We start from the raw sequence: 16,996 nt of genomic DNA on the forward strand, positions 1-16,996 counted from the left end.
GCGGTGCTTTTTTTATTATATTTTGGGATAGCATGAAAATTAAAATTATATGAATAGATATCCACAATCATCTGTGAAAATCTGAGAAATCTGTGAGAAAAATCAAAGATTCCTTTTTAAATGTTCCAAAGCCTGGATAATCAGTTCATCTTTTTTAGCAAAACTAAACCTGACATAATCTGAATTCTGTCTTGAGTTGTAAAAAGCCGAAAGCGGAAGACAAGATACTTTTTTCTCAATTGTAAGCCATTTTGAAAACTCTACATCCGTCATGGTAGTAGAAATATTCCGGAAATTAACGACCTGGAAAACACTTCCTTCCGCTTGCTGTTCAACTTGCAGGGGAGTTTCCTGAATCAGCTGATTGAAAATATCTCTTTTATTCTGCATTATTTCTTTATTGATGGCCGGATCAAATACATCCAGATACTTTGCGATAGCATATTGCGCCGGAGCATTGGCACTGTAAGAAATATACTGTTGGTGGCACTGGAATTTTGCCGTTAAAGTTTCAGAAGCTAGCATGTAACTGACTTTCCATCCGGAAGTATGAAACATTTTGCCAAAAGAAAAAATACAGAACGTCTTTTCTCTGAGCCCCGGATGAATAAAAGAACTGTAATGCTTAACTTCATCATAGCAGTACGTGTCATATATTTCTTCAGAAATCAAATATATATCGCGATCCTTAATCAGTTCATACAAGTGATTCCAATCTTCCTTTTTCCATACTTTCCCGGTTGGATTTTGAGGAGAATTTACAATGACAGCTTTGGTTTTTTCAGTAATACAGTTTTTAAACAAATCCCAGTTGATCGTAAAATCACCATCAAGATCATAATAGACAGGGATTCCGCCATTCATGACAACAGCAGGTCCATAAGTATAATATGAAGGTTGGATAATAATTACTTCATCATATTGATTTAAAATTGATTTGAGGGAAGTATATAAAGCAAAGGTTGCACACGGAACAATGGTTATTTCTCTAGCTGTAACAGGAATTTTGTGAGTCCGTTTTGCATTGAAACGAATGATACTTTCGATCAGAAGGGGATTGCCGGCAAGAGGTTCATAATGGTAAGTGTCTCTTTCGGCTGCTTCTTTTAAGAATATTTTAAGTCTTTCATCAATATCAAAATCGGGAAGTCCCAGAGAAAGATCAAAGCTTCCGTGTCTGGCTGCAAGTTCGGACATTTCTGTAAAAAAGGAATAATGAGTAAATCCGTAAATTTTATCCACCTATTTTGTATTTTAATCAAATATAATAAAAAATTAATACCGTATTGAGTTTTAAATTGGAGTATCGTTAATTTTATAATGGGAAGCATATGATATTGCGATTTTGATCTGTTTTATTAGAATTCAATAAAATTTGTTATTTTTAAGAAATTTATTCTTTATGAAAAAAATACTTATTCCGTTATTTGCCATGGCTATAGTGACCAGTTGTGGGACGGCAAAAATATCTGATGGGAATTCTTCACATCCTGTTTCAACAAAACATAACAAGGCTTTTAACAATGCATACAAGGTAATTAATGCTGAGGATTTAAAGAAAAATCTGTATGTCATTGCAGCAGATGATATGGAAGGGCGAGATACAGGAAGCAAAGGGCAGAAGAAGGCGGGAGAGTATATGATTAATTATTATAAAAATCTTGGTATTTCCGGACCTAAAGCATTAGGCTCATACTATCAGAAAGTTCCATCTGAGTTTATGAAAAAAAGAGGTGGAGGTAACCTTCCTGATTCTGAAAATATCATGGCTTTTATTGAAGGAAGCGAAAAACCGGACGAGATTGTTGTAGTTTCTGCACATTATGATCATGTAGGAACAAAAAATGGAGTCGTGTACAACGGAGCAGACGATGACGGAAGCGGCACTGTAGCAGTAATGGAAATCGCCAAGGCATTCCAGCAGGCAAAAAAAGCAGGAAAAGGACCTAAAAGATCGATCCTGTTTCTGCACGTTACAGGAGAAGAACACGGATTGTTTGGTTCAGAATATTATTCCGAAAATCCTGTTTTCCCATTAGCCAATACCGTTGTTGATCTTAATATTGACATGATTGGACGTGATGATCCTGCCAACAGAGGGAAACAATATGTATATGTCATTGGTTCTGAAATGTTAAGCTCTCAGCTTAAAGTAATTAACGAAGCTGCAAATAAGAGAACGAATAACCTGGAACTTAATTACAAATATGATGATTTGAATGATCCGGAACAATTATATTACCGTTCAGATCACTATAATTTTGCCAAACATAATATTCCTGTCGCATTCTTTTTTGATGGGATTCATGAAGATTATCATAAGCCAACAGATGATCCTGAAAAGATTGATTATCAATTATTAGAGAAAAGAACCCAGCTTATTTTTACTACAGCATGGGATATTGCCAACAGAGAAGAAAGAATTGTGGTTGACAGAAAATAATCAAGAATTAAGAAAAACAATCACCATGAACATAGTAATCCGAGAAGCAAGACCGGAAGACATTCCACAGATTCAGGTCGTAAGAAATTCTGTGAAAGAAAACACATTATCAGATCCAGGTTTGGTTACAGATAAAGACTGTGAGGAATTTCTTTTTCAAAGAGGAAAAGGTTGGGTAAGTGAGGCAAAAGGTCAGATTGTAGGCTTTTCCATTGCAGATCTGAAAGAAAATAATATCTGGGCTTTATTTGTACATCCTGATTTTGAAAATCAGGGAATCGGCAGAAAGCTTCATGACATCATGCTCGACTGGTATTTTAAACAAAAGAAAGACGATCTGTGGCTTGGTACTTCACCTGGAACGCGGGCAGAGAATTTCTACAGAAAATCTGGCTGGAAAGAAACCGGAACCCATGGAAAAGGAGAGGTAAAATTTGAAATGACCTATGAACACTGGAAAATAAAATAGTATGACACCGAAACTAAAATCCATCAGACCTTTTATCGGAGCAAAGAATTTTGAGATCAGCAGAAACTTTTATAAGGATCTCGGATTTGAAGAGGTTGTTCTGGAGCCCAAGTTATCACTGTTTATACGAGAGGAAATAGGCTTTTATCTTCAGGATTATTATACAAAGGATTGGGTTGATAATACCATGATCTTTATGGAAGTGGTCAATACAGATGAATTCTGGAAGGAGCTTTTATCCTTAAAGCTTACAGATACCTATGAGAATGTAAAACTTATTCCTGTAAGAACCATGGAATGGGGAAAAGAGTGTTTTGTACATGATCCTTCAGGGATTTTATGGCATTTTGGCGAGTTTTTTTAAGGGAATAAAATATGATTTACGCATTTGATACCTATTATTATGAGGATTATGCCAATACGGTGTGTATTGCATTTGAGGACTGGACGTCTGAAAAAGAAGTGGAAGTTTTTATAGAACAGACTGCTGTGAGTTCAGCATATGAAAGCGGGGCGTTTTACAAAAGAGAATTACCCTGCATTTTAAGTCTGCTCACGAAAATTACATTAAAATCAGAAGATATTATCATTGTTGATGGATATGTTACTCTTGACAATGATGGAAAAATAGGGTTGGGCGGCCACCTCTACGAAGCATTGGAAGAAAAGTGTCCTATTATTGGGATCGCCAAAAACGAATTTACAACTCCGGATTCCCAAAGGAGAAGTGTATTTCGCGGAGAAAGTAAAACACCACTTTTTGTGACAGCTAAAGGAATGAATGTAGATGAAGTTCAATTGAAAGTAGAACAAATGCATGGCACTTACAGAATGCCCACGCTGCTTAAAAAACTGGATCAGCTGAGCAGAACATAAAAATTAAAGTCTTACTTATTACAGTAAGATTTTTTTTAATCCTTAATATACCGATTGGTATATTTTAATTATCTTTGTATTGTTCCCTGTGAAAAGAAAAGAATTTTTTTAACCAGAAATATACCGATTGGTATTAAAAATAATATCCTATGAAAGAAGTATTTATATTGGCTGCAAAACGAACTCCAGTGGGTGGTTTTATGGGAAGCCTATCCGGATTTACAGCTCCTCAACTTGGAGCAGTTGTAATTAAAAATGCCTATGAAAACATCGGATTGGCTCCGGAGCATATAGACAGTGTGTATATGGGAAATGTACTCAGTGCCGGGCTGGGGCAGTCTCCTGCAAGACAGGCCGCTATTTTTGGAGGAATTCCGGTAGATAAAGATGCAACAACAGTAAACAAAGTCTGTGCTTCCGGAATGAAAGCGGCTATGATCGGTGCTCAGCAGATTCAGCTTGGTCTGGAACATCTTGTCATGACTGGTGGTATGGAAAGTATGAGCAATGTTCCTCATTACGTTAAGCTTCGTCTGGGAACAAAGCTAGGAGATACCAACCTTACTGATGGCGTGATCAAAGATGGTCTGTGGGATGTGTATAATGATTTCCATATGGGAAGTGCCGCTGAATTGGGCGTAAAAAAATATGGATTAACACGGCAGCAGCTTGATGAATATGCTTTGTTTTCCTATCATCGGGCTCAGGAAGCAGCGAAAAACGGTAAGTTCAGCAATGAATTGATCCCGATCTCAATTGAAGGAAAGAAGGGGTCTATCATCGTAGATAAAGATGAAGATATTGACAAGCTTATTCCAGAGAAAATTTCTCTTTTGAAACCGGCATTTGAAGCAGATGGTACACTGACAGCTGCTAATTCCAGCAATCTGAATGATGGGGCTGCAGCAATTCTAGTAGGATCTTCGGAAGTTATACAGCAGCATAATTTGAAACCCTTGGCCAGGATCGCAGCATATGCAGATGCGGCTCAGTCTCCGGAATGGTTTACTACTTCTCCGTCTATTGCCATTCAGAAATTGTTGAAACAAACAGGTCTCAGTTTATCTGATATTGATTATTTCGAGATTAATGAAGCCTATTCCTCAGTGATTTTATCCAACCAGCAGATTTTGGGTTATGACCTCAATAAGGTAAATATTTACGGTGGAGCGGTTGCTTTGGGACACCCGATTGGTGCTTCAGGAGCCAGAATTATAACAACTTTAGTCAATGTACTGCGGCAGGAAAAAGGAAGATTGGGGATAGCTGCCATCTGCAATGGAGGAGGTGGAGCGTCTGCAGTTCTTATCGAAAATGTAAGTTGAAGCAGATAAAATTCCTTAGATTCGATTCTTTATAACGAAAAGACCTTTCTTGAAATAAAATTTGAGAAAGGTCTTTTTTATTTATAACAGATTGATTATCCATTAGTAAATTAAGTTTTTAGATAAATATCATTAGGCAGTCAATGGTCTATTTTTGCTAAACTGACAAATATCATTACATTCTTATTTTTATTAATTCTAAATAAATATAAATTTGTCCCAAGAAATTCAAACAAAAAATGAAAAAAATAACTACTCTTTCTGGTATTGTACTTTGCTCTCTGGTGAATGCACAATTGCAATATTGTATGCCTGCATTTCAGTATGGAGCTGACAGTAATATGATCAGTAATGTTACTTTCGGAAACATTAATAACTCATCACCGGTTCAGTCTGGGAATGCACAAATTTATGAGAATTTTACATCAATGTCCACAGATTTGCAATCCGGAAGTAATTATAATATATCTGTAACTGGTCCTTCCAGTACATTTCCCAGTGATGTAGCTGTTTTTATAGACTTTAATCAGAATGGTAATTTTGATGATGCCGGAGAAAGCTTCTACATTGGAAGACTTGAAGCAGCCAATCCAGCCAATGCATTTACCATCAACAATACAATAGTGATTCCTACAAACGCGGCCAACGGGAGTACAAGAATGAGGGTTCTTAAGAATACAAATGTTCAGGCTTATTCTGATCCTAATGCTGCCAATTCTATCAGTTCAGCCTGTGATTCCGGCTTAAGAGCAGGGCAGACTGAAGATTATACCGTCAATATTATAGGAAACACAGTGAATTTCCCGGCTCCTTACTGTGGTGCCGAAAATGTAACCAGTCTTACAGTAAGCGAAATAAGCAAAGTAGAATTTGCCGGAACGGTAAGAAACAGTGCTATCGACGGTAACTCAGATGTTCTTGAAAATTTTACGGCGACTGTCTTCACTGTTAACCGTGGAAATGCCTATCCTATAACAGTAACAGGAGGTACTCATGGACAGAATACCGTATCAGTGTATGCTTATATTGATTTTAACCATAATAACCAGTTTGATGCGGATGAGAAGTTTAACCTGGGCTATCTGGACCATTCCAATCCGGTTACTACTACAGAATCAGGGATCACATCCGGTAGTATTATAATTCCGGGAGGAGCGCAGCTTGGAGAAACCCGTTTCAGATTGGTAAAAGCATATGAATCAAATTCATGGATGGGAACTTTGGAGAATCTTCCTTGTCCTTCAGGATGGTTTATAGGGCAGGCAGAAGATTATACGCTTAAAATTCAGCCGGAAAGCCTTTCCACAATAGAGGTTTCTAAGGAGGCATCAGCCAATGTTCAGATATACCCGAACCCTACAACGAATTCTGTGAATATCAAGATGAAAGAAAAACTGGAGAAATATGAAATTTACAATATGTCAGGGCAGAAGATGCTGGAAGGCAATTCGATGAATGTACCCATGGAGAATTTTACTTCTGGAACATATCTTATTAAAATCCTGACAAAGAATCAAAAAACAGTCACAGAAAAGATTATCAAAAAATAGACACATCATATCTAAATCATATCCATATCAATTTTTGTTTTTAATCGACAGGTTCTTTACCTGTCGGTTTTTTTATTTTTAAAATGTCGTATTCAATAGATTTTTAAGTGTATTATGAACCAGATTCCAGCAGGTCCATAAGGTCCTGTTTTGAAAGTCCCTGAAGCTTTTTCCCATCTGTGGTGAGCAGATTCTGAGCCAGTTGTTTTTTCTTTTTCTGAAGGGTAAGAATTTTTTCTTCTACAGTATTAGAACAGATCATCCGGACAGCAATTACATTTTTGGTTTGTCCTATGCGGTAGCTTCTGTCAATAGCCTGATTTTCAGCAGCAGGATTCCACCATGGGTCTACCAGGTAAATATAATCAGCCTGCGTTAGGTTGAGACCGACACCGCCGGCCTTTAAGCTGATCAGGAAAACCCGGATATCATCATTTTTCTGGAAATTAGCTACCTTTTCTCCTCTGTCTTTAGTCTGCCCCGTAAGATATTCAAACTGAATATTGTGGCGTTCCAGCTTTGTCTTTATCAGATCAAGCATCCCCACAAACTGTGAGAAAACCAGTATTTTATGATCTTTTGATTTCCCAAGGATCTGTTCCATCAAAATCTCTATTTTAACGACATTTTCACCGGAATATCCTTCTTTTATCAAAACAGGAGAGTTACAGATCTGTCTGAGTCTTGTAAGGCCCGTAAGGACGTGCATGCTGTTTTTATTCAGATCATCGTCATCATTGGCTGCAATAAACTCACGAAGTTCTTTTTCATAAGCGTCATAGATTTTACGTTGCTCTGCATTCATTTCACAGTAGATCACCGTTTCTGTTTTCTCAGGCAGCTCTTTTGCGACCTGTTTCTTGGTTCTTCTGAGGATAAAGGGCTTTATTTTTTGCTGAAGTTCTAACGCCCGTTTACTGTATTCAAATTTATCAATAGGAATGGCATAAATATCTTTAAAATACTGCTTGCTTCCCAAAAGTCCCGGACAAGCGAAAGAAAGCTGGCTGTAAAGGTCAAAAGTGCTGTTTTCAACAGGAGTACCCGTTAATACAATCCTGTTTCTCGATTGAAGCAGCCGTGCTGCTTTATACCTTTCCGAATTTGGATTTTTAATAGTCTGTGATTCGTCCAGAAAAACATAATTGAAATTAAAATTTTTCAGGAAACGGATATCTGAAAGCAACATTCCATAAGTGGTAAGGACTACTTCATAATCAGACATATGAGCGGTTGTCTTTGGTCTGTCTGCACCATAATGCAGCAGAACTTTTATAGAAGGTGCAAACTTGCTGATCTCTTCCTGCCAGTTGAAAAGAAGGGAAGTGGGAACTACAATAAGATGGGTAGTATGCCCCCGTTTTTCCCGCTGTGAAAGGATAAAAGCTATGATCTGAATGGTTTTTCCAAGTCCCATATCGTCTGCGAGACACCCTCCGAAGTTGAATCCGTCAAGAAAATTAAGCCAGTTCAGTCCATCATGCTGATAATCCCTAAGTTCAGCATTCAGCCCAGCCGGAATATTGACTTTGGGAATTTTTTTTACTTTTGAGAACTTAGTGGAATACGTGGTGAGTTCCTCCTGAACTTCCTGGCTCAGGATTTCCTTTTCAAACAATGAAGTGACCTCCGTGAAGTTGATTTTTGGAATCTTTAAGAGCTCTTCGTCAATTTCTCCAGCATGAAAGTAAGCGGCTATTTTCTCCATCCATTCTTCAGGGAGAATTCCCATGCTTCCATCATCCAGCTGGACAAATTTACTTTTATTCCGGATCGCCCGGTGAAGTTGTTTTAAAGAAGCTTCTTTAGGACCAAATCCTACTTTTAGCTTAGCATTAAACCAATCCAATCCGCTGGTAATCTGAATATTGATTGTAGCCCGGTGGGAATTTAATTTGTTATTCTTTAATTCGTTAAAGCCCAGTATGGTTATTCCTTCATTTCTCCAGGTTTCAAATGCTTCAAGAAACCAGTTGTTATCCAGGAATTTATCCCTGTGAAGATAAAAATACTGATAGCCGTCCATCTGCTCTTCAAAATCAGGATGCTGCTGCATGACCAAAGAAGTAAAGCGGGCTTCCGCAGATTCAATTCTCTCTATTTTAAATGGATTTCCATTCTGATCTGTATCAAAAAGCTGCTTTCTGGAATAGACAGGAATTTCTACGTCTCCGTATTTCATTACCGGTGTGATTCCTATATAATTTTCCTGCTGACGGAGATAAACTACTCTTTCAGTTTGATATTTTTTATCTTCAAGCTGTACTTTCGTTGCAGTTTGTATGTAGCTGTAATTTATGTGAATACGTTCTTCTATGGTAGAGAGAATATTCTTCATAAATGCCTCATATTTTGAAGAATGGATCAGTAAAATCTCATTATTAGCCTTAAAAAACCGGATGATTCTTAGCATGTCAGGATGGTCTACAAAGCTGAAAATGTTTCGGTTATAAACAAAATATTCATTTCTGAGTACAATATTTTTGAAAGGAACAGAGATATCATTCAATTGTAATTCTCCGGTTATTTCGTAAAACGGATCTTTCTTAAATACAGATAATTGAACCTCGGCATCTAAAGTATTTAATTCAACATGGGAAAGTGACTTTGCGGATACCGTTTCTGAGATTTCCCGGTCGTGATGATAGACATCCAGTTTCAGAGGATTCTGTACAATGAGCTTTAAAGCTTCCAGTTCTGAAGTATTGTAATCTTCATTATAATTATTCTGGAAAGAGGTTATAGCGGTGTAAAATTTAATCTCTGCGGGTTTCTCCGATTTCCATATCAGCTGCATGGCATCTACAGGAGTCACCGGATTTTTGAGCTTTCCTGTCTGCGTTATTTCAGCTTCCATCAGAGAGAAGGTCATATGGTTGTAATAACGGTGCTTACCAATGACCAATATCTGTTTCTTGCCTGTTTCCAGTACTGCCAATTCATCCAGTCTTGAGGGAAGCTGCGGTAGAAGATCTCTTTGAAACATAACATCATCTACAGGAAGCATTTCCTTGATCTTAGGAAGGATTTCAATTTTGCCCTCTTTATATTCCAGTTGAAAATATTGATCCAGATCAGGTTCATTTTCAAGGCCATATGTTTTGGCTTTAGGGAGAAAAGCTTTTTTACGGAGCATATCATCAAAAAACAGGCGGTAATTTTTATCCTCAATGATACAATGGATAATTTCTGCCTGATGGGAACAAAGCTGGTCTTTCTGATTATCACATGTGCAGGAGCATAATAATGAACTGCCGACCTTGCTGATGCTGACCATTGGAAAATCCTGTAATGAAGATTGCTTTGTAAATATTCCTGTATTGTTTTCAATAGCTGCAGGATATATTTCCCGGAAATCCCTGATTCCAATGAATGTACTGTCTGAGGTATGTTTCAGCAGGTCATATACGGAAAGTGTACTGATATTGATGTTGTCAAGAATATATTCTGCCATAAGAATTGATGAAGGCAAACTTACAAAAAACAAATGTATTTAAGAATCCATTTTGGCTACAGCTTACCGCATTTTGGCAACTTCCGGGTTTGTTCTAATGCTGAACTTTGTCCTATAATTTTAAACAAAGAAAAATGAAAACAATTTTTATAACAGGTGCTTCTACAGGATTAGGAAAAGCAACTGCCCAATTATTTCAAAATAATGGATGGAGAGTAATCGCTACGATGAGAAACCCTGAAGCAGCTGCCGATCTTGCAGCCCTGGAGAATGTAACTGTGCTTCCATTGGATGTTACCAATCCGGAGCAGATAAAGTCAACGGCTAAACAGGCTATTGAACTGGGAGATATTGATGTGGTTTACAATAATGCAGGATATGGGCTTATAGGCCCTTTGGAAGCGCTTTCAGATGATCAGATCGTGAAACAGCTTGACACGAATTTATTAGGGGTTATACGCGTTACACAGGCATTTATTCCTTACTTCAGGGAACAGAAAAAAGGAATGTTCATTTCTACAACGTCTATAGGAGGACTGGTTGCATTTCCGCTGGGCTCTACTTATCACGCTACCAAATGGGCGCTGGAAGGCTGGAGTGAAAGTTTAGCTTTCGAGCTTAATACTTTTGGAATAGATGTTAAGACTGTTTCTCCCGGAGGAATCAAAACAGATTTTGTAAGCCGTTCTCTGGATTCAGCATCCAGCCCTGCGTATGAAGACATCACAAACTCTCTGTTTTCTAAAATGGAAGGAATGATGGAAGCAGCTTCTACTCCGGAACAGATTGCAGCAGTGGTGTATGAGGCTGCTACAGATGGCAGAAAACAACTGAGATATGTAGCAGGAGAGGATGCTAAAGCGATCTACGCACAGCGCCTTGAATTAGGTGATGAAGCATTCAGAGAGCAGTTTGGCAAACAGTTTATTTAATCAGTTTTTTTGGAAGACAGTATAAAGTAAATCATATTTATACTGTCTTTACAATCAAATAATTTATAATTTTATATCATGGAAAAGAAAGATAATATTCCGCTTAAAATTTCATCTATATCAGAACTGCACGACATGTTGCAGCTCCCTAAACCGCTTCATCCGTTGGTAAGTCTTGTGGATAATACGAAAATGAGCATTAAAAAGGATATGCTGAAAAGGAGCTTTATCCTGAATTTTTATAAAATTTCGTATAAATATTCTACCACAGGAAAAATGGGCTATGGGCAGGGATATTATGATTTCAACGAAGGAGGAATGATGTTCACCGCACCCGGACAGGTGCTTTCCACTGATGAGAATGCAGAATATTGCGGTTATACGTTACTGGTACACCCGGATTTTATCAGAAGCTATCCTTTAGCAAAGAATATCAAAAACTTCGGTTTCTTTTCTTATGATACGAATGAGGCGCTGCACTTGTCTGATCAGGAAAAATCAACGATAACAGGATTGCTGAATAATATTGAAAATGAACTGAATACCACGATTGATGAAGTAAGCCAGGATGTTATCATTTCTTATATGGAGGTTCTTCTCAATTACAGCAACCGTTTTTATAAAAGACAGTTTATTACAAGAAAGGCTGTAAACAGTGATCTGCTGACCAAAATGGATGTTGTGCTGGAAAACTATTTCAATCAGCAGGAAACATTGAATAAAGGCCTTCCTACAGTAGAATTTCTTGCTTCCACACTCAGTTTGTCACCTCATTATTTGAGTGATATGCTTCGTAACCTTACCGGATTGAATGCCCAGCAGCATATTCATGAAAAACTGATTGAAAAAGCAAAAGAATACCTTACCACTACAGGTTTCTCTGTGTCTGAAGTAGCCTATGCTTTAGGATTTGAACATCCGCAGTCATTCAATAAGCTGTTCAAAAAGAAAACTGATAAAACCCCTCTGAGTTACAGACAATCATTCAATTAGAAATATCACCCGGTTCAACTGCCGGGTGTTTTTTTGTTATTGGTTAAAATGGAACATAAAAATGACAAAAACGGACTAGATTTTAATAGCAGAGCGTGTTTACATTTGCAAAAGGAATTTTTATCACCCTGTTATAATGAACGAGAGAGAATCTTTTAATGCCAAAATGCCAACAGCCTGTTTTTTACTTTTCTTTGCCCATGGACTTGTTTTTTCTTCCTGGGCGAGCCGGATTCCTATCATTAAAACTGCACTTTCGATCAATGAAGCAGAGCTGGGAACGCTATTGCTTCTGATGCCTATAGGACAGCTTTCAACGATGGTTTTGGCTGGGAAACTGATCAGTGTGTATGGAAGCAGCTGGATTATTAAAAGAGTATTTTTATTATATCCCTTTTTCCTTTTGCTGATTGGCTTATCACCTTCTTACTGGACGCTGGCGGTTGTTCTGTTCTTCTTTGGGGTTTCCGGGAATATGTGCAATATAGCGATTAATACGCAGGCCATTGAAATAGAATCCATTACCAAAAGATCCCTTCTTTCTTCCTATCATGGAGCCTGGTGTTTTGCTGGTCTTACAGGAGCTGTTGTGGGTTTATTGATGATTAACCTTCATGTGGGAACTTTCTATCATTTTGTTACTGTTTTTATCCTGGTAGGAATACTTTGGTTCTACAGTAAAAGAAATCTGACTAATATTATCCATAAAGCAGAACCGCAAACCCGGTCAATTTTTAAATCTGTAAATCCTACATTGTTTGGTTTGGGAATCATAGGATTTCTGAGTATGGCGATTGAAGGAGCGATGTTCGACTGGAGCGGGGTTTATTTTCAAACTATAGTTAAAGCTCCTGAAAATCTTGTTATACTGGGATATACAAGTTTTATTTTAATGATGACTTTAGGTCGTTTTATAGGGAATAGAATTATAGAAAAATACGGGAAAAAGATTGTTTTACAATGTTGTGGTATTCTGATGAGCGGAGGACTTTTTCTAAGTGTTTTCTTTCCGGAACTCTGGATATGTATCATTGCTTTTATGATTATCGGTCTTGGCAGCTCGCTGAGTGTACCGTCCGTTTATAGTACAGTGGGAAAGGTGAGTACAGTTGCTCCAAGTATTGCTTTATCATTTGTTTCCAGTATTTCATTTTTAGGATTCCTGATGGGGCCGCCTCTTATCGGATACATTGCTGAAAGCTTTGATCTAAGGTATTCATACGGACTTTTTGCCTGTTTTGGGATTTTACTGGCGGTTATGGCTGGGCAGATGAAAGTATTCAGAAATAAAAATTAATAGGTTTGTCGGGTTAATTTTGACATCTGTTAGGAGGTTTTTGATATGTTCCTGCTCCTTATTGTTGGCTAATCTTGCATTTCAAAAATACTGTTTCTAAAAAACTCTTTATCTTTATTAAAATTTATCTCGATGAAACCGGTCTCAGGAATTTTAACCGAATCTGTTATTGATCATTCTTTTTCCGTAAAGCGGCTGGAGAATGATGTTCCTTATTCCGGAAGTTTTGTAAGACTTAATTATCATCATGTTCTAATGATTGAGAGCGGTAGAGGGGTGCTGACCGTAGATGGACGCTCTTTTGATATTGCAGGTCAGAAAATCTTTTTACTGTCTAAAGGCCAGATCTGTAAATTTGAGAATCATTCTGATGTTTTTGGCTATCATCTTTCCTTTGGAGACTGTTTTTGGGAAAGAGTGCCTTCCAGTGCCAGTAATTGTAAAGCTGTTTTGTTTAATAATGCCGCTGCGAATCAACAGCTATTACCGGATCAGACTGAAAGAGACGAATTCTTAAGTTTGTTTAAAATCTTACTGGCAGAATACAAAACTGAGTCTTATACTAATCAGATGGATGTACTGGCTGCCTATTTAAAGATCATCATGATCAAATTAGCCAATATAAAAATTGTAAAAGAAGAAACTTTTAACAGTCAGGATTATATTATCTACCGCAAATTTATGGAGCTGCTGAGCAGCCAGTATCATAGTCTGCATGCGGTAAATGACTATTCGGAGATATTGAATATTACTCCACGGAGATTGAGTGAGCTATGTAAGCGGTGCAGTAATAAAAGCGCAAAAGAGATCATCAACGGGCAGATTATCGCAGAAGCCAGAAGACTTCTTCAGTTCAGCTCTTATACTGTAAAAGAGATTGCTTATCAGTTTCATTTCGGGACCTCAGAACAGTTCAGTCACTTTTTCAAAAAAAATACGGAAATATCTCCGGCAAACTATCGTAGTAATTTCATTCATATCGGGGTGTAAAACAGCTTGAAATTTTGACATGTTATTGGTATTTATTGATATTCCCAGGCATTTGTAATCAGGATATCTTTGGATAAAATTACATAAAGCTATGTCAGTAAATCGTATGAAAGAAGTCGCGGGAATCATCATTCCGGACAGTAAAATTGCAACTGAAGCCACAGAACTTCTATTGGAACACGGAACAGAATTTATTTACAATCACTCTCTGCGTGTTTTCCTATTTTCATCATTAAATGCAAAGCGTGACAACAAAGCTCATGATTCGGAGCTGTTATACGTTGCATCCGTATTTCATGATCTGGGACTTGTTTCTCATTACAGCAGCCCGGATCTGAGGTTTGAGGTAGATGGAGCCAATGCAGCACGAGATTTTTTGAAAGGTCATGGGATTGCTCAGGATAAACTTCAGCTGGTTTGGGATACCATTGCGCTTCATACCACCATTGGAATTGCAGAACATAAGGAAAATGAGGTAGCCTTAATGTATTCAGGAGTTGGATTGGATGTGATGGGAGAAGGATATGAAAACCTGAGTACAGAACATCGGGAGGAAATTATCAAAGCTTTTCCGAGAAATGACTTTAAAGAGAAGATTATTCCTACCTTTTTCGGTGGTTTTGAGCATAAAACAGAAACCACTTTTGGAAATATAAAAGCCGATGTCTGTGCTTTTATGATCCCCAATTTCCAAAGAAAAAACTTCTGCGACTGTATTTTACATTCTCCATGGTCTGAATAAGTGAAAGAAATTTACCATTAAGCTAAACAGCCCTGATCATCTAAGGATGTACAGGGCTGTTGACTGTTCAAAAAATGTGAAGATTTATATCCAGTTTTCAACAAGATGAAGCCATATTGCCTTTTCTTCATTCAGCAGAAAAACGGCTGATGATGTTCTTTTAGTAGTGATATCTCCCGTAACCTGTGTTTCAATATAAGTAGCAAGACCATGATGCTCAGAATCATGTACTACTATATTTTCAACCTGAATATTTCGTTCCGGAAACTTTCCAAATACGGTAGGAAGCCAGTCTCCAAACATAGACAGAGTAACAGTATCTCCATTTCCATTAATCATCTTGAAATCTGGGGAAAATCCAGATAATAATTCGTTATAAAGACTTTCCTGATTTTCTGTTTTACCCTGAAACCATTTTTCAATATTCCTGTGAAATTCTTCTATTTCCCAAATAATTTTTTCTGTATTGCTCATATTTTAAATATAATATTTTTATTATTTAAATGTCTTTTAATCAATGATCTTTCTCAACCTGCTTCCTGCCCATATTCCAATAAGTTGAAAAAGACCGATCATTCCTACCGCTGCAACAAATGCTTTTGTGAACCCCAGAATAGGTGTCAGATTAAAAAATAAAGTCCCAATAACAGCTCCACCGGTCACACTGCCAATCTGAATGCCGATACTTATCAAACCGGAAGCCTGTCCTGCTTTATCTTTAGAAACTAAAGAAATAGCTGTACGCATCATAACAGGCATAATGGTACCATGCCCGAATCCAGCTATAAACAAAGTGATATGAGTGAGTAAAGATGGTTTTTGCTGAAAATAAAAAGTTACTGCACTTATCACAAAGCCTGTCATCAACAATCCCAATCCTACGTAGATCATTTTAGAAGCGCTCAGTTTTATCCGCGTGGTAATCAAAGGCCCCAGGAAAAAGGCAAGTCCATAAGGAACGATAGCCAACCCTGTCTGCAATGAATTCTGATGGAGAAACTGCTGCAAATAATAAGGATAACAAATGAATAAACCTGCCGTGAAATTGTAAAAGAAGATGATCAGAAGACTTAATGCAAAAGGTTTATGGTGCAACAGTGCCGGATCTATGAGTACCGGACGGCTTTTTTGAAGTTGTTTCTTCTCATATTTTAAAAATAAAATAAGTAATAAAATTCCTCCAAGAAGAATCCCGAAGATCCACCATGGCCATTCAAATTTTTGTCCGAAAATAAGAGGACAGATAAGCATAAGCAAAGCCAGAATTAATAATAAAGCTCCTGTAAAATCAATACCTGTCTGTTCTTTCTTATTATCCTCATTCATAGTAAAATGGATTCCCAGAATACAGATAACCGTAATAGGAACATTTACAAGAAAAACCATTTCCCAGGAAAAATTTCCCCAATGCATACTTAGAAGAACTCCGCCAAGCAATTGTCCGGCCACTGAAGCTAGCCCAAATACCGAACTGAAAAGACTTATTGCTTTAGGCTGCTCCTGACTGCTGAAGAGATCCTTTATAGAAGCTAATACCTGAGGGGCGAGCAGTGATGCGCCAACGCCTTGAAACAGCCGGAAAATAATCAACCACATAACATTAGGAGAAAAAGCGCAGGCGAGGGATGAAAACAGGAAAGTATATAATCCTGATATAAATACCTTTTTACGGCCGTAAATATCACCCAGCCGTCCGCCGCAAACAACAAGCGCTGCATAAGTAAGTCCATAAATGGCAATAACCATCTGAAGCTGATGATCGCTGGCACTGAATGCTTTTTTGATAGAAGGCAAAGCCATATTGACAATAAAATAATCCAGAGGTGAGAGAAAAGCACCTGCGATCAGAAAATTGAGTGCCTGCCACCGTTTCGGATATGTGTTCATACTTTTTTATGCAAAAATACCCGCTTTATGTTCTGTTA

The 16,996-nt window shown here is 37.6% G+C and carries 15 protein-coding genes; 11 read left to right on the plus strand and 4 right to left on the minus strand.

Translation table 11 applies throughout. From position 1 onward, the window contains the following. Positions 1–102: 102 nt before the first annotated feature. Positions 103–1,242: an aminotransferase class I/II-fold pyridoxal phosphate-dependent enzyme gene (locus tag ACTJIP_RS10430; RefSeq protein ID WP_077414367.1), complete on the minus strand. Its 1,140-nt coding sequence runs from the start codon at positions 1,240–1,242 to the stop codon at positions 103–105. Positions 1,243–1,402: 160 nt separating this feature from the next. Between ACTJIP_RS10430 and ACTJIP_RS10435 the strand changes: the two genes are divergently transcribed. The 6 genes from ACTJIP_RS10435 (at position 1,403) to ACTJIP_RS10460 (ending at position 6,663) form a co-directional block, all read left to right on the plus strand. Next, the gene (locus ACTJIP_RS10435; protein ID WP_077414365.1) at positions 1,403–2,443 is read left to right on the plus strand and encodes a M28 family metallopeptidase; all 1,041 of its coding nucleotides are present in this window, start codon (positions 1,403–1,405) and stop codon (positions 2,441–2,443) included. Between the two features lie 25 nt (positions 2,444–2,468). Further along, the gene (locus ACTJIP_RS10440; RefSeq protein ID WP_257468892.1) at positions 2,469–2,912 is read left to right on the plus strand and encodes a GNAT family N-acetyltransferase; all 444 of its coding nucleotides are present in this window, start codon (positions 2,469–2,471) and stop codon (positions 2,910–2,912) included. A gap of 1 nt (position 2,913) precedes the next feature. Continuing rightward, the gene (locus tag ACTJIP_RS10445; protein WP_219072588.1) at positions 2,914–3,276 is read left to right on the plus strand and encodes a glyoxalase; all 363 of its coding nucleotides are present in this window, start codon (positions 2,914–2,916) and stop codon (positions 3,274–3,276) included. An 11-nt stretch (positions 3,277–3,287) separates the two neighbouring features. Next, positions 3,288–3,788 carry an endonuclease V gene (locus tag ACTJIP_RS10450; protein WP_077414361.1) on the plus strand — a complete coding sequence of 167 codons (501 nt, stop codon included), beginning with the start codon at positions 3,288–3,290 and terminating at the stop codon, positions 3,786–3,788. 149 nt (positions 3,789–3,937) lie between these two features. Continuing rightward, positions 3,938–5,113: an acetyl-CoA C-acyltransferase gene (locus tag ACTJIP_RS10455; RefSeq protein ID WP_440704531.1), complete on the plus strand. Its 1,176-nt coding sequence runs from the start codon at positions 3,938–3,940 to the stop codon at positions 5,111–5,113. A gap of 239 nt (positions 5,114–5,352) precedes the next feature. Further along, a complete protein-coding gene (locus tag ACTJIP_RS10460; protein ID WP_440704532.1) occupies positions 5,353–6,663 on the plus strand; it encodes a T9SS type A sorting domain-containing protein in 1,311 nt (436 codons plus the stop codon). Between the two features lie 112 nt (positions 6,664–6,775). Here ACTJIP_RS10460 and ACTJIP_RS10465 read toward each other — a convergent pair whose 3' ends face one another. After that, on the minus strand, positions 6,776–10,117 hold the full coding sequence (locus ACTJIP_RS10465) for a DEAD/DEAH box helicase (RefSeq protein ID WP_077414355.1): 3,342 nt from the start codon (positions 10,115–10,117) through the stop codon (positions 6,776–6,778). Positions 10,118–10,251: 134 nt separating this feature from the next. Here ACTJIP_RS10465 and ACTJIP_RS10470 point away from each other — a divergent pair, with 134 nt between their 5' ends. The 5 genes from ACTJIP_RS10470 (at position 10,252) to ACTJIP_RS10490 (ending at position 15,071) form a co-directional block, all read left to right on the plus strand. After that, a complete protein-coding gene (locus ACTJIP_RS10470) occupies positions 10,252–11,049 on the plus strand; it encodes an SDR family oxidoreductase (RefSeq protein WP_077414354.1) in 798 nt (265 codons plus the stop codon). Between the two features lie 78 nt (positions 11,050–11,127). Continuing rightward, positions 11,128–12,042 carry a helix-turn-helix domain-containing protein gene (locus tag ACTJIP_RS10475; RefSeq protein WP_180563527.1) on the plus strand — a complete coding sequence of 305 codons (915 nt, stop codon included), beginning with the start codon at positions 11,128–11,130 and terminating at the stop codon, positions 12,040–12,042. Positions 12,043–12,178: 136 nt separating this feature from the next. Continuing rightward, entirely contained in the window at positions 12,179–13,339 is a 1,161-nt protein-coding gene (locus ACTJIP_RS10480) for an MFS transporter (RefSeq protein ID WP_077414350.1), read from the plus strand. 132 nt (positions 13,340–13,471) lie between these two features. Then, positions 13,472–14,329, plus strand: coding sequence for a helix-turn-helix domain-containing protein (locus ACTJIP_RS10485; protein ID WP_440704533.1), 858 nt, complete (start codon positions 13,472–13,474; stop codon positions 14,327–14,329). A gap of 106 nt (positions 14,330–14,435) precedes the next feature. Next, on the plus strand, positions 14,436–15,071 hold the full coding sequence (locus ACTJIP_RS10490; RefSeq protein WP_198424150.1) for an HD domain-containing protein: 636 nt from the start codon (positions 14,436–14,438) through the stop codon (positions 15,069–15,071). Between the two features lie 84 nt (positions 15,072–15,155). Here ACTJIP_RS10490 and ACTJIP_RS10495 read toward each other — a convergent pair whose 3' ends face one another. Next, positions 15,156–15,545: a hypothetical protein gene (locus tag ACTJIP_RS10495; RefSeq protein WP_426483081.1), complete on the minus strand. Its 390-nt coding sequence runs from the start codon at positions 15,543–15,545 to the stop codon at positions 15,156–15,158. A gap of 36 nt (positions 15,546–15,581) precedes the next feature. Beyond that, positions 15,582–16,958 carry an MFS transporter gene (locus ACTJIP_RS10500; protein WP_440704534.1) on the minus strand — a complete coding sequence of 459 codons (1,377 nt, stop codon included), beginning with the start codon at positions 16,956–16,958 and terminating at the stop codon, positions 15,582–15,584. Positions 16,959–16,996 lie beyond the last annotated feature (38 nt).

This window comes from Chryseobacterium sp. 22543, assembly GCF_052044565.1.
In the GTDB taxonomy this organism is placed as follows: domain Bacteria; phylum Bacteroidota; class Bacteroidia; order Flavobacteriales; family Weeksellaceae; genus Chryseobacterium.

What these genes read in the sequence shown, in the direction of transcription:
- ACTJIP_RS10465 (WP_077414355.1), bottom strand. Translation starts at nt 10,117, where the DNA reads ATGGCAGAATATATTCTTGACAACATCAATATCAGTACACTTTCCGTA.
- ACTJIP_RS10455 (WP_440704531.1), top strand. Translation starts at nt 3,938, where the DNA reads ATGAAAGAAGTATTTATATTGGCTGCAAAACGAACTCCAGTGGGTGGT.
- ACTJIP_RS10495 (WP_426483081.1), bottom strand. Translation starts at nt 15,545, where the DNA reads ATGAGCAATACAGAAAAAATTATTTGGGAAATAGAAGAATTTCACAGG.
- ACTJIP_RS10450 (WP_077414361.1), top strand. Translation starts at nt 3,288, where the DNA reads ATGATTTACGCATTTGATACCTATTATTATGAGGATTATGCCAATACG.
- ACTJIP_RS10445 (WP_219072588.1), top strand. Translation starts at nt 2,914, where the DNA reads ATGACACCGAAACTAAAATCCATCAGACCTTTTATCGGAGCAAAGAAT.
- ACTJIP_RS10500 (WP_440704534.1), bottom strand. Translation starts at nt 16,958, where the DNA reads ATGAACACATATCCGAAACGGTGGCAGGCACTCAATTTTCTGATCGCA.
- ACTJIP_RS10475 (WP_180563527.1), top strand. Translation starts at nt 11,128, where the DNA reads ATGGAAAAGAAAGATAATATTCCGCTTAAAATTTCATCTATATCAGAA.
- ACTJIP_RS10480 (WP_077414350.1), top strand. Translation starts at nt 12,179, where the DNA reads ATGAACGAGAGAGAATCTTTTAATGCCAAAATGCCAACAGCCTGTTTT.
- ACTJIP_RS10460 (WP_440704532.1), top strand. Translation starts at nt 5,353, where the DNA reads ATGAAAAAAATAACTACTCTTTCTGGTATTGTACTTTGCTCTCTGGTG.
- ACTJIP_RS10485 (WP_440704533.1), top strand. Translation starts at nt 13,472, where the DNA reads ATGAAACCGGTCTCAGGAATTTTAACCGAATCTGTTATTGATCATTCT.
- ACTJIP_RS10435 (WP_077414365.1), top strand. Translation starts at nt 1,403, where the DNA reads ATGAAAAAAATACTTATTCCGTTATTTGCCATGGCTATAGTGACCAGT.
- ACTJIP_RS10490 (WP_198424150.1), top strand. Translation starts at nt 14,436, where the DNA reads ATGAAAGAAGTCGCGGGAATCATCATTCCGGACAGTAAAATTGCAACT.
- ACTJIP_RS10440 (WP_257468892.1), top strand. Translation starts at nt 2,469, where the DNA reads ATGAACATAGTAATCCGAGAAGCAAGACCGGAAGACATTCCACAGATT.
- ACTJIP_RS10470 (WP_077414354.1), top strand. Translation starts at nt 10,252, where the DNA reads ATGAAAACAATTTTTATAACAGGTGCTTCTACAGGATTAGGAAAAGCA.